This is a genomic window from Pantoea stewartii subsp. stewartii (genome assembly GCF_008801695.1).
Classification (GTDB): Bacteria; Pseudomonadota; Gammaproteobacteria; order Enterobacterales; family Enterobacteriaceae; genus Pantoea; species Pantoea stewartii.
On sequence record NZ_VZPF01000063.1, the window covers coordinates 18,874 to 31,845 of the forward strand.

Below are 12,972 nucleotides of genomic sequence, written 5' to 3' on the forward strand. Positions count from 1 at the left end.
ACAACTTTGTCGAGAGGAGCAGAAAATTTTTTATTTTCCCGGATTGAGCCGCTCGAGCAGCCAGTCATTCACCCAGCGGTCATTCAGCAGATAATTATTTTGCAGCGTCCGTTTCAGCAGAAAGCCGTTTTTTTCCAGAATTCGCCGGGAAGCCCAGTTTCCTTTCACCACCAGCGCCCGGAGTTTGAGAAAATCGGCGTCGAACAAACACGCACACAGCGCTTCCAGCGCTTCACTGCCAAACCCCTGACCACAGTGGCGATGCAGCAGCATATATCCCACCTCCGCCTGACGGGCGGGCTGCCATTCAGGCGTACAACCCAATAACCCGATGGCTTCCCCGCTGTCGCGCCGCCTGATGACCAGGCATAACATGTGAAAACTGCCGGGTTGCCAGGGTGCCAGACGCTGACGAAACCGCTCACGGATATCATCTTCATCGGGAATGTCACTTACCCAGCGCATAGTATCGCGATCTTCATGTACCGCACGAAACAGCTGCCAGTCTTCAGGCTGCAAAGAGGTTAACGTCAGACGCGAGGTAGTCAGATGCATACATCACTCCGGGCGATAACACGTAATAAAGTCACCGGGCCTGACCACAGTGGACCGGGCCGCACTGGCAGCGGAAAAACGTTCCTCTTAAATGAGCTCAACATTTCCTCTTTTTCAGCTTTTGAATAAATTGATCTAAAACATGAACTGCCCGGCTGGCTGTCAGGCACGCTGGCACAACATCATCACATTTTTTATCATAACCTTCTTTGACCTCGCTGAAGAGTCGCCTGTGACTTCACACTTTACTATGCTTCTGGCCGTCTTTGACCGTGCGGCGCTGATGCTGATTTGCCTGTTTTTTCTGACGCGAACCCCACCTTTTCGTCAGATCCTGCAGAAAGATGAGCATACGGCGCTGGAAAAAGCGGCCGTGATTGCCATTTTTTCACTGTTTGCACTTTTCAGTACCTGGTCAGGGGTCAATGTCGACGGTTCATTGCTCAACGTACGGGTGATCGCCGTGATGGCTGGCGGTATTTTGTTTGGTCCCTGGGTTGGCATTACCACCGGTGTGATTGCCGGTCTGCACCGCTTCCTGATAGATATTCATGGTGTGACGTCAGTGCCCTGCCTGATGACCAGCATCATCGCCGGCATTGTCGCCGGTGCCATTCATCGCCGGGTGCAGCGCGAACGGCGCTGGCTGGTAGGGATTCTGGGCGGCATGTTTTGCGAAAGTCTGACCATGCTGCTTATCGTGTTGTGGGCCACGCCCACCGCGCTCGGGCTGACCATTGTTTCTGAAATTGCCCTGCCGATGATTCTGGGCGCCGCCAGCATTGGCTTAATCGTGTTGCTGGTGCAGAGCGTGGAAGGTGAAAAAGAGGCTATTGCGGCACGTCAGGCAAAACTGGCGCTGGATATCGCTAACCAGACCCTGCCGCTGTTCCGTCAGGTCAACAGCGATTCCCTGCGCCGTGTCTGTGACATCATTCGACGGGAAATCAAGGCCGATGCCGTCGCGATGACCAACAAGCAGAAGATTTTGGCCTATGTTGGCTACGGTGAACACAATTACCAGCATGGTGACGACGGGATCAGCCCGACGACAGCGCAGGCGATGCACAGTGGGAAGATCATCATCAAAAACAATGACGAAGCCCACCGGACGAAAGATATTCACTCCATGATCGTCATCCCCTTGTGGGAAAAAGGCAAGGTGACCGGCACGCTGAAGATTTATTACCGTCGTGCGCACCGCATCACCGGCTCGCTGAAAGAGATGGCGGTAGGCCTGTCCCAGATTATTTCGACGCAGCTGGAAGTCTCGCGTACGGAGCAACTGCGCGAAATGGCCAATAAAGCGGAACTGCGTGCCCTGCAGAGCAAAATTAATCCGCATTTCCTGTTCAATGCGCTGAATGCCATTTCGTCATCTATCCGGCTCAATCCCGATACGGCGCGCCAGTTGGTCATCAACTTATCGCGCTATCTGCGCTACAACCTCGAACTGAATGACGATGAGCTTATCGATATCAAGAAAGAACTCTGGCAGGTAAAAGATTATATAGCGATTGAGCAGGCGCGCTTTGGCGATAAGTTAACCATGATTTATGACATCGACGAGGATTTGCATTTTTCCCTGCCCAGCCTGCTGATTCAGCCGTTGGTGGAGAATGCTATTGTTCATGGCATTCAGCCCTGTAAAGGTAAAGGTGTGGTGACGTTAAGTGTGCGAGACCTGGGCGACCGCGTGCGCATCGCCGTGCGTGATACCGGTAAAGGGATCAGTGACGAGGTGATTGATCGTGTGGCTCGCAACGAAATGCCCGGCAATAAAATTGGCCTGTTAAATGTCCATCACCGGGTGAAGTTACTCTCGGGCGAAGGGCTGCACATTGCGCGTCATCAGCCCGGCACCGAAATCGCGTTTACACTGAGCAAAACCGGGCAGTTACTGGTGGGGAACCTTGCATGAAAGCCATCATCGTCGAGGACGAATTTCTGGCCCAGCAAGAGCTGAGCTGGATGATTCAGCAACACAGTAAGATTGAGATAGCGGCCTGCTTTGATGACGGTCTGGATGTCCTCAAATATCTGCAGCAGCATCGGGTTGATGTGATCTTTCTCGACATCAATATTCCCTCTCTGGATGGCATGTTACTGGCAAAGAGTATTCATCAGTTTGTTCATAAGCCCCTGATTGTGTTTATCACGGCCTGGAAAGAGCATGCCGTGGAAGCCTTTGAACTGGAAGCGTTTGACTATATTCTGAAACCGTATCATGAATCCCGTATCATCACGATGCTGAACAAGCTGGAAGCCACCTGGCAGCAACAGCACGCGCCCACTCAGACGCCAATGGCGCAGAGCGTACTGACCGTGAATCTGACCAAAGATGAACGCATTATCGTGACCGACGTGAATGACATTTACTACGTTGAGGCGCACGAGAAGTTAACCTTCGTCTATACCCGCCGTGAAGCCTATGTGATGTCGATGACAATGACGGAATTCTGCTCACGCCTGCCCGAACATCTGTTCTTTCGCTGCCATCGGTCCTACTGCGTCAACCTCAACAAAATCCGGGAAATCGAACCCTGGTTTAACAATACCTATCTGCTGAAGTTGCGGGATATGGAAGTACAGGTACCGGTCAGCCGCAGCAAAGTAAAAGCGTTTCGGCTACTGATGCGGTTGTGAGAGGGAAAGGCGGCTCTGCCCTTGCGTCGGGCAGGACAGAGCCTGCAAACTAGAGAATACGACCCAGCGTCTGGCGCAGGTGCGCACCGGCACCCAACAGCCCGGGTTGGTCATGCGTGATCATATAAACCGGGATATCGGCAACATAGTCACGGAAGCGCCCTTTGTCTTCAAAAGCGGCACGAAAACCCGAGGCTTTGAAGAACTCCAGGAAACGCGGCACGATCCCTCCCGCGATGTAAACGCCACCGAAGGTCCCGAGGTTCAGCGCCAGATTACCGCCAAAACGTCCCATGATGACGCAGAACAGCGATAAGGCACGACGGCAGTCGGTGCAGCTGTCCGCTAGGGCGCGCTCACTGACTTCGCGTGGCTTCAGATTCTCCGGCTCACGGTTATCGACTTTTACAATCGCACGGTAGAGATTGACCAGACCAGCGCCTGACAACACACGTTCTGCTGAAACATGACCTAATTCTTCCCTTAAGACTTCCAGAATTTGATCTTCTTCTTCGCTGTTAGCGGCAAAATCAACATGTCCCCCTTCACCGGGTAAACTGACCCAGCGCTGGTCGACGTGTACCAGATGGCTGACGCCGAGGCCGGTTCCCGCACCGTAAATCGCGATCGGTTTATCCTTCACCGCCGATTTACCGCCAAACTGGATGACATGCTCTTCGCCGAGCATAGGAATCGCCATGGCGACAGCGGTGAAATCGTTAATAATTTCCAGGTGTTCAAAACCGATGTTCGCCTTCAACTTTTTAGTCGAGAAGGCCCAGTCGTGGTTGGTCATTTCAACCCAGTCATCGGTAATCGGGCAGGCAATGGCGATACAGCCGTCTTTAATATCCTGCTTTTGTTCATCAAGATAATGGCGGATGACGGCTTCGAGGCTGTCGTAGTCTGATGTTGCGAATGTTTTGGTCTGGGAGATGCTGCCGCTTTCCACCTCACACAAAGCGAGGCGGGCATTGGTGCCGCCGACATCGCCGACCAAGGCATAAGTTGTCATTCTTCTGGTGCTCCGCTTGGGGGTCTTAAAGAGTTGGAGGACACTATAAAATCCTGCCGATAAAACAACAACGCCCACCGAAGATTGAGGTGAGCGTCTGACTCGTGTGTGCAACAGCCTAACCGCGTTAGTCTGGCCTGCACAGAGGCAACTTTCCGAATCTCATCCGCCGTTGCGCTGGCTCAGACAGGCTGAGACTTTACGTAACAGGGGCGGCAGGTCATCTTTTTGCATCACGACTTCAATAAACGACAGTCTGTGTTGTTGTGTCAGTTGCGCCATCAGTGCGGTCAGTTGCACGGTTTCACTGATGCGCCAGCTTTGTGCCTGACAGTGTCAACTGAATGCCTGCGGCAGCGCTGTCCAGTTCCACTGGGCAATATCATTATAACGCTGGTCTGCGCCATGAATGGCCCGCTCCACAGTATAGCCTTCATTATTGAGCAGAAAAATGATTGGATGCTGATCATCCCGCAGCATCGAGCCGAGTTCCTGAATGGTCAACTGTGCCGAACCATCGCCAATGATCAGGATGACGCGCTGTGACGGGCGTGCCGTCTGGGCACCAAACGCGGCTGGCAGAGTATAACCGATGGATCCCCATAACGGCTGTACCAGCAGCTGCGCCCCGGCAGGCAGGCGCAGCGCCGCCGCGCCAAACGCCGCGGTGCCTTGATCCGCCAGAATAATATCGCCGGGCTGAATAAAAGACTGCATGGCCTGCCAAAAGGCAGACTGGCTGATGATAGTCGCGTCAGGGACAGGCGCCGCCGGTTTCACTGGCCCGGCGGACTGCCAGCCTGCGCCATAGCGTTCGAACAACGGCAGTAATGTCTGCAACGCATCGGCCATCGACAACGGGGCAAACGTCTGTCCCGCGACGCTGGCGCTGTGTGGCTGCACGTCGATCAGCCGATCGGGGCGAAATTGCTGAGTGAATCCAGCGGTAATCGTATCCGTAAAGCGCACGCCGACGCAGAGCGTGACGTCTGCCTCTTCAATTTGCTGGCGTACCGGGCCTTCACTGCCCTCACCTGCGTAAGTGCCCACAAACCCCGGCTGCTGCTCATCCAGCACGCCTTTGCCCATCAGCAGTGTGGCGCACGGAAAAGCACGCCCGGCACGTAACGCAGCCAGCGCCGGTTGCTGTTGCCAGCGCTGCGCCAGGAAATCGGCCAGGAGTGAGACGCGTTGCGCCGGTGCCAGTAACCGCTCGGCGGCCTGGCGAAACGCGCTGCGCAGGGATTCAGTTGACGAAGCCGACGATACCAGGGGATGAACGGGCGCAGCGGTTTCGGCCTGGGCAACATCGACAGGCAACAGCAGATAGCCCGGACGATGTTGCTGGATAACGCTGCTCAAAACCCGGTCAATTTCGGCGGTGGCATTCTCAGCGGTCAGTTGCGCGGTGGCGACGTTAACCTCTTTTGCCATGCGGATGAAATGGCCAAAATCGCCATCCCCTAAGGTGTGGTGCACGCAGTCTCCCTGCTGCATCGCCTGGCTCGACGGCGCGCCCACGATATGAATCACGTGCACGTACTCTGCGAAGCTGCCTGCCAGACCGTTGATTGCGCTGAGCTCCCCTACGCCAAAGGTAGTCAGCAACGCCGCCATACCCGAACAGCGTCCATAGCCATCCGCAGCGTAAGCGGCATTCAGCTCATTGGCACATCCCACCCAACTTATTGTCGGATGCGCAATCACCCGATCCAGAAACTGTAGATTAAAGTCACCCGGTACGCCGAACAGATGTCGAATACCGCACGCCTGCAAACGCGCCAACAGATAATCACCAACCGTATAAGAGGACATAGCAAATTCCTTTAGGGGAGTGTTTTGATAAGTATCTGACATGGCGTTAATTTAGCGAACAGTGCCTGTCATTTCGCCAACGGATTACATGGCAAGCAAGCGTTACGACCGTGGATTATTCGGCAGATATGCGATCTGACACGGATTAACCCTGAGTGTAACCGTATACACTCCCACTGTTTTGGCACATTTAATCGTTTTCACTCAGGACTTTTCTATGACAGCTTTTCCTCGCCCCGACAGGTATCAGCATATGCAATGGCGTCGAAGTGGACGCAGTGGACTGAAGCTTCCTGCGATTTCATTGGGCCTGTGGCATAACTTTGGTGACAGCACCCAATTAGCGACCAGCCGGCAGTTGCTGCGCCATGCGTTTGACTGCGGCATCACCCATTTTGACCTGGCGAATAACTACGGTCCGCCGCCCGGTTCCGCAGAAAGCAATTTTGGTCGCATTATGCGCGACGATTTTCAGGCGCATCGCGACGAGCTGATTATTTCGACCAAGGCCGGTTATACCATGTGGGAAGGCCCTTACGGCGACTGGGGTTCGCGCAAGTATCTGGTCGCGAGTCTGGACCAGAGCCTGCGTCGAATGGGCTTGGATTACGTTGACATCTTTTACCATCACCGTCCCGATCCGGAAACGCCGCTGGAAGAAACCATGCGGGCGCTGGATCACGTTGTCCGTCAGGGCAAGGCGCTGTATGCCGCCATTTCCAACTATCCGGCAGAGCGGGCTGCTGAAGCGATGACGATTCTGCGCGATCTGGGGACACCCTGCCTGATTCATCAGCCCCGCTACTCCCTGTTTGAACGCACGCCGGAACAGGGCTTATTGCAGACGCTGGATGAGCATGGCACAGGCTGTATCGCATTTTCGCCCCTCGCGGGTGGTGTGCTGACCGATCGCTATCTGCAGGGTATTCCCTCCGATTCCCGCGTCGCCAGCGGCAGTAAGTTCCTGAATGAAAATCAGCTGACGGAAGAGAAAATGGCCAGGGTGCGTAAGCTGAACGATCTGGCAGAACAGCGTGGGCAGAAACTGGCGCAAATGGCGTTAACGTGGGTGCTGCGCGATCCGCGCATTACCTCCGTGCTGATCGGGGCCAGTAAAACGGCACAAATTGACGACGCGGTGCAGATGCTGACCCAGTCACCGCTCTCGACAGACGAACTCGCCGCCATTGAGGCGATACTGGCCTGATACGGGTTGCCCGCGCACGCGGGCGGCTGTGCCAGAAAACTCTCAAAGCCCTGTTTTTCGCGTATTTTCAGACAACATGTGCAGGCTTCTTTGTGCAATACCGTCAGAATGACGTGACAGCAGTAATCATAAGCTGCTGCAGGAGAAGATAATGATACGTGGAGTATGCTTTGCTGCTTTCATAGCAGTGTTAACGCCGCTGGCGATGCACACAGCACAAGCCTCGGGAAATGAGATACGCCTGGCCCCAGGCGTCACGCTGCATCTGGGCGACCGGGACCGCCGGGGTTATTACTGGGATGGCGACCACTGGCGTGAACCGCGCTGGTTTAACGATCGCTACGCTTATAAGGAAAGACGCTGGTGGCGGCATGATGCCTAGCGACGTCATCAGGAAGCGGAACGGGAACGTCGCTGGCACGCGCGTGAACGGCAACGCCAGTGGGAACATGAACGACGCCACTGGCGTCATGCGCACCCTGAGCCGCATCGCTACCGCTAACCGTCCTCTGCCGGCCTGCGTGCCGGCAGACAACCTGCGGTTACTCCTCGCGGCTTTTCACCCGGGCGAGCGCAAAGCCATCCCAGCCTTTTTCGCCCACGGTCTGAATCGCGGTCGCCTCCAGTCGGGGATCGCTGGCCAGCAGCCGCAGACACTCACGTACGCCCTGTACGTTGCCGTCGGTAGAACCGGCATCAATCACGGCACCGCCGCGAACAATGTTATCGACGATAATGAGACTGCCGGGCCGGGAGAGCCGAATGGCCCAGCGAAGATAGCCGGGATTATTTTTTTGTCCGCATCAATAAAAATGAGATCAAAGGGAGCCTGCAGATGCGGCAGGACATCCAGCGCCGCCTCCACATGCAGTCTAACCCGTTCGGACAGGCCAGCCTGATGAATATTTTCGCGGGCAACCTGCGCATGGCGGGGATCGGCTTCTATCGTGGTGATGGTTCCCCCCTCGCCCAGCGCCTGCGCCATCCAGATCGTGCTGTAGCCGCCGAGTGTGCCGATTTCGAGCACACGTGAGGCATTCTGAATGCTGATTAACAGCGCCAGCATTTTACCTTGCATCGCCGAAACATCATGAGCTGGCAGCCCGGCCTGACTGTTTGCCTGGAGGGCCGCGCTGAGGTGGTTATAGGGCGGCGCTAACAACTGTGAAAAATAATCGTCAACGGCGGCCCATTTCACATGGTCGTCTGAAGGGTAATCTGGCGTGCGCATGATGTCACTCCTGACTCGGGAAGAGAGTGACATTATAAACTTTGGCATTCAGCGCTTAAAGCCGTGCCCGATCGCTGCCGGGTAAGGCTACATGCCCATGGCCTGTCCGACGAGCAGGTAAATATTCAGGCTGACCACCAGCACCACAATGATTCGACCGGTGTTCTGCATCAGACGACTGTTTACCAGGGCTTCGCCCATCAGCTCACGGTTCCCCGTAAAGACCAGCAAAGGGATCAGCGCCAGTGCAATACCAAAGCTCAGCAGGACCTGGCTCATCACCAGCACACGCGTGGGATCCCAGCCCGCCCAGATCACGATAAATGACGGCACCATGGTGACGGCACGACGGACCCAGAGAGGGATATGGAAATTGATAAAGCCCTGCATTACCACCTGGCCCGCCAGCGTACCCACCACGGTGGAGGATAACCCCGCCGCGACCAGACTCAGGCCGAATACCGTCGCGGCAGCATGACCGAGCAAGGGCTGCAAGGTGGTGTAAGCCTGATCGAGTTCCGCAATACCGCTGTGGCCGCTAAAGTGAAAAGCCGCAGCGGCCGTGGCCATCATCGCCAGATTAACAAAACCGGCAATGGTCATCGCGATCGCCACATCCAGCTTAGTGGAAGAGTAACGTTGCGCCTGGCTGTCGCGGCTTTTTCCCTGCGTTAAGGCAGAATGCAGGTAGATGACGTGCGGCATAATGGTTGCACCCAGCACACCGGCCGCCAGGAAAACCGCATCGGCATTCGGCAGTGAAGGCAGCGCCATGCCTGTCACCAGTTCGCTGACTTTTGGCTGGGAAAAAAACAGTTCAACAATATAAGCGGCCGCAACAAACAGGAGTAATCCGCCGATCACCAGCTCCAGCGGCTTTTGCCCGCGGTTTTGCAGCACTAAAATCAGAACGGTTGCCACACCGGTAAGGACCGCGCCCTGCATCAGTGAGACGCCCAGCAGCAGTTTGAATCCCAGAGCCGCGCCAATAAACTCCGCCAGATCGGTCGCCATCGCGATGATCTCTGCCTGCACCCAGTAAAACCACACGGCCGGACGCGGGAACCGATCGCGAACGTGTTCCGCCAGATTCTTGCCCGTGGCAATACCGAGCTTTGCTGACATCAGCTGGATAAGCATGGCCATAATGTTGGCCCACACCACCACCCACAGCAACTGGTAGCCATACGCGGCACCGGCCTGAATATTGGTCGCGAAGTTGCCCGGATCGATATAGCCGATCGCGGCGATAAAGGCAGGCCCCAGTAAAGCGAGTTTGATTTTTCTGGCGCCACGCGCTGCGCGTTCTGCGGCACGGCTTTCTAGCATATCGGGTACCCTGTCTGAGTTAACCTGTGTACCTTAAGGCGACACAGGTACGAGTGAAATTCGGTTTCGCTAATCGCTATGATAGATAATGCTATAAAGTATAGCCATTGCTATAAATCAGGGCTCAGAAAGCCCTACTTATACAACGTATTTTAGTCACTCTACGTGTTGTGCAAATTACAGACAATAGATTTAAGTGAAATCCATGTGAATATTTTGGTTACAGGACGTGATCGCTGAGAGTTTTCTGAGAAATTTGGCGATAGTGAATACTTATATTGTGGATGAGATCTCGTTTTTCGGTAAGCCGTTACATAGAATACGCAGCAAAATACAATCCTCCTCAAATTTGGAGCAAACATGTCCCATATTTTGCAGTTTCTTTTAGCACTAGTGGTAGTCAGTGTGCTGGCCTTGCTGGTCAGCCACGACAGAAAAAGTATTCGGGTTCGCTACATTATTCAGCTTCTGGTTATCGAAATCATTCTGGCCTGGTTCTTCCTGAACTCAGAAGCCGGTCTGGGATTCGTCAAAGGCTTCGCCGGTTTCTTCGATCATCTTCTGAAATATGCGGCTCAGGGCACCAACTTTGTCTTTGGCAACATGAACGATAAAGGTCTGGCCTTCTTCTTCCTGAACGTCCTGTGTCCGATTGTGTTCATTTCGGCGCTGATCGGTATTCTTCAGCACTTCCGCATCCTGCCGTGGGTGATTCGCGGCATCGGTACCGTGCTGTCTAAGATCAACGGCATGGGTAAACTGGAATCGTTTAACGCCGTAAGCTCTCTGATTTTGGGACAGTCTGAGAACTTTATTGCGTATAAAGACATTCTGGGCAAAATGTCACAGCGTCGTATGTACACTATGGCGGCGACCGCGATGTCCACCGTGTCCATGTCGATTGTAGGTGCCTACATGACCATGCTGCAGCCTAAGTATGTGGTTGCTGCGCTGGTGCTGAACATGTTCAGTACCTTTATCGTACTGTCGCTGATCAACCCTTACCGCGTCGATAACGAAGAAGACCTGCAGTTGCAGGATCTGCACCAGGGTCAGAGCTTCTTTGAAATGCTGGGCGAATATATCCTGGCCGGTTTCCGTGTAGCCATCATCGTCGCAGCAATGCTGATTGGTTTTATCGCCCTGATTTCTGGCCTGAATGCGCTGTTTGACTTCATTTTCGGTATAACGTTCCAGGGCGTGCTGGGTTACGTCTTCTATCCTTTTGCCTGGGTGATGGGCGTGCCATCAGGCGAAGCGCTGCAGGTTGGCAGCATCATGGCAACGAAACTGGTTTCCAATGAGTTTGTGGCGATGATGGATCTGCAGAAAATCGCCAGCCAGCTGTCGCCAAATGCCGAAGGTATTCTGTCGGTTTTCCTGGTGTCTTTTGCTAACTTCTCGTCTATCGGCATCGTCGCGGGCGCGATTAAAGGCCTGAATGAAGAGCAAGGCAACGTTGTTTCGCGCTTCGGTCTGAAACTGCTGTATGGCTCAACGCTGGTCAGCGTGCTGTCCGCAGCCATTGCAGGCCTGGTGCTGGCATTCTGATTCCGGGCTTACGCAACAGACAAGGCGAGCCAACTGGCTCGCCTTGTTGCTTTTAACCAGAGACGGTTTAACGCTTACGCTTTACCCTTCCTGAGTCACCCTGCTACTTTGCATTGACAGCAGTTTGCAGTCTGCCCCTTGCCACACAGTCCTCTCTCTTCTTAAAGGAGCGTTTATGGCGTTGGATGCCGAGGGTTACATCGCCGTTCCACCTGTGACCGCCTTTCAACCGGCTTTTCAGGCAATCGTTGACGATACCCTTCATCAACTCCGTCTGACCGTCGGCGATGATCTTCACAGCCTGTGGCTCTATGGCAGCGTTGCGTTTGGCACAGCCGTCGAAGGGCAGTCTGATCTGGATGTCTGTCTTGTCTTTCGTCATCCGCTCGCGCCCGCTACGCGCGACAGCCTGGCGGCCGTAAAAGAGAGGCTTACGGCAAGGCATCCTGTCGTCAGTAAAATTGACGTTGATAAAGGCACGCTAAGTGAGGTGATGGATCCGAACAACCTTAATACATGGGGATACTGGCTAAAGCATCACTGCCGCTGCCTTTACGGTGAAGATTTATCGGTGCGTTTTAACCGGTTCAGACCCTCGAAAGCGCTGGCGAGGGCACTAAATGGCGATTTCACAAAGGTTTTAGACGAGTATGTCGCGAAACTGTCCTGCGCCTTGCCCGGGCGCCAGCAGTGGCAACGCGCCGCCGCCAGAAAAGTTATTCGCTCAACGAATATGCTGCGCCAGGATAGCGACGCGGACTGGCCTGCAACGCTTGCCGAGCATGTATCGCGCTTTGTTCTGCGTTATCCCGACCAGGAAGCTGCCATCGCCTTCTTTCTCGCCGAAAGTTATCAGCCCGGCGCATCAGCCAGGGAATTTATCTCGCAGCTTGACGCGTTCAGGGGATGGCTGGTTCAGCAGTTAGAACAATCGTAACGAGAACGTACGAGGGAAATATGAAAAGCGCCCGATAAAACGAGAAGGCGACGCAGGCTCAACTCACCCGTCCGTATGAGCCAGGCGGTGTTTTAAAATGAATAGTTAATTTACAGGTGAAACTGACAGGTTAACCCCTACTAACAGGATCGTTTTATCGCTTATTAGCAACGCCCTCCCTGACTGGCACCCTTTGAATTCTTATTTCGTTAAAAGGATAAATCATCTCCCCATTAGCCAACGCCCTGCCTTTACTGATTCAGCAAACATTTTTACCGTCAGAGAATTTTTGTCTTGCTTAACTGGTTCAGTCGTAAACCATTTTCTGAAAAACCATGACATTTTCCAGGGATAGTCATTATCAATATTCAGTGTTGAACACCGATTTGAAACTGGTTAGAATACTGATCTAAATAACTGCTCGGAATAGTAGATCCCTTAGAGGGAACTCAGTCCGGTTTATGCGATCTGATCAATCGCTGAATATCCCAAATCACCAGCCGGACTGAGCAATGTCGATCATAGCACCAATACCCAGAACCGAACGACGCCTGATGCAGAAAACTATCCATAAAACAAAGGACAAAAACCACGCCCGGCGGCTCACCGCCATGCTGATGCTGCATCGTGGTGACACCGTCAGTCATGTTGCCAGAACACTCTGCTGTGCCCGCTCATCGATTGGT

The 12,972-nt window shown here is 54.0% G+C and carries 9 protein-coding genes and 4 pseudogenes; 7 read left to right on the plus strand and 6 right to left on the minus strand.

Annotation, left to right across the window (positions count from 1 at the left end):
- Positions 1–30 precede the first annotated feature (30 nt).
- The gene (locus F7Q90_RS17855) at positions 31–555 is read right to left on the minus strand and encodes a GNAT family N-acetyltransferase (RefSeq protein ID WP_006120364.1); all 525 of its coding nucleotides are present in this window, start codon (positions 553–555) and stop codon (positions 31–33) included.
- 250 nt (positions 556–805) lie between these two features.
- Between F7Q90_RS17855 and F7Q90_RS17860 the strand changes: the two genes are divergently transcribed.
- Positions 806–2,476 (plus strand): sensor histidine kinase, encoded by a 1,671-nt coding sequence (locus tag F7Q90_RS17860; protein WP_039340149.1) that lies wholly within the window; start codon positions 806–808, stop codon positions 2,474–2,476.
- Positions 2,473–3,201, plus strand: a complete 729-nt coding sequence (locus F7Q90_RS17865; RefSeq protein ID WP_006120366.1) for a LytR/AlgR family response regulator transcription factor — start codon at positions 2,473–2,475, stop codon at positions 3,199–3,201. The genes F7Q90_RS17860 and F7Q90_RS17865 overlap by 4 nt, the downstream gene beginning before the upstream one ends.
- Before the next feature lie 49 nt (positions 3,202–3,250).
- On the opposite strand, the gene glk is transcribed toward F7Q90_RS17865, so the two are convergent.
- Complete coding sequence (gene glk, locus F7Q90_RS17870) at positions 3,251–4,216, minus strand: glucokinase (protein ID WP_006120367.1); 966 nt, start codon at positions 4,214–4,216, stop codon at positions 3,251–3,253.
- A gap of 162 nt (positions 4,217–4,378) precedes the next feature.
- Positions 4,379–6,031, minus strand: a pseudogene (locus F7Q90_RS17875) (thiamine pyrophosphate-binding protein).
- A 217-nt stretch (positions 6,032–6,248) separates the two neighbouring features.
- Between F7Q90_RS17875 and mgrA the strand changes: the two are divergent.
- Entirely contained in the window at positions 6,249–7,238 is a 990-nt protein-coding gene (gene mgrA / locus F7Q90_RS17880) for an L-glyceraldehyde 3-phosphate reductase (protein ID WP_006120370.1), read from the plus strand.
- A 151-nt stretch (positions 7,239–7,389) separates the two neighbouring features.
- Positions 7,390–7,740, plus strand: a pseudogene (locus F7Q90_RS17885) (DUF2502 domain-containing protein).
- A 40-nt stretch (positions 7,741–7,780) separates the two neighbouring features.
- On the opposite strand, the pseudogene F7Q90_RS17890 reads toward F7Q90_RS17885, so the two are convergent.
- Together F7Q90_RS17890 and F7Q90_RS17895 are read right to left on the minus strand one after the other, a co-directional pair.
- Positions 7,781–8,469 (minus strand): annotated as a pseudogene (locus F7Q90_RS17890) (O-methyltransferase).
- 87 nt (positions 8,470–8,556) lie between these two features.
- On the minus strand, positions 8,557–9,798 hold the full coding sequence (locus tag F7Q90_RS17895; RefSeq protein WP_006120374.1) for an Nramp family divalent metal transporter: 1,242 nt from the start codon (positions 9,796–9,798) through the stop codon (positions 8,557–8,559).
- 360 nt (positions 9,799–10,158) lie between these two features.
- Here F7Q90_RS17895 and F7Q90_RS17900 point away from each other — a divergent pair, with 360 nt between their 5' ends.
- Together F7Q90_RS17900 and F7Q90_RS17905 are read left to right on the plus strand one after the other, a co-directional pair.
- The gene (locus tag F7Q90_RS17900; protein WP_006120376.1) at positions 10,159–11,349 is read left to right on the plus strand and encodes a NupC/NupG family nucleoside CNT transporter; all 1,191 of its coding nucleotides are present in this window, start codon (positions 10,159–10,161) and stop codon (positions 11,347–11,349) included.
- Positions 11,350–11,524: 175 nt separating this feature from the next.
- On the plus strand, positions 11,525–12,286 hold the full coding sequence (locus F7Q90_RS17905; protein ID WP_006120377.1) for a nucleotidyltransferase domain-containing protein: 762 nt from the start codon (positions 11,525–11,527) through the stop codon (positions 12,284–12,286).
- A gap of 222 nt (positions 12,287–12,508) precedes the next feature.
- Here F7Q90_RS17905 and F7Q90_RS17910 read toward each other — a convergent pair whose 3' ends face one another.
- Positions 12,509–12,628 carry a DUF1493 family protein gene (locus F7Q90_RS17910; RefSeq protein WP_080577421.1) on the minus strand — a complete coding sequence of 40 codons (120 nt, stop codon included), beginning with the start codon at positions 12,626–12,628 and terminating at the stop codon, positions 12,509–12,511.
- 170 nt (positions 12,629–12,798) lie between these two features.
- Here F7Q90_RS17910 and F7Q90_RS17915 point away from each other — a divergent pair.
- Positions 12,799–12,972 (plus strand): annotated as a pseudogene (locus tag F7Q90_RS17915) (IS630 family transposase); the annotation flags it as partial.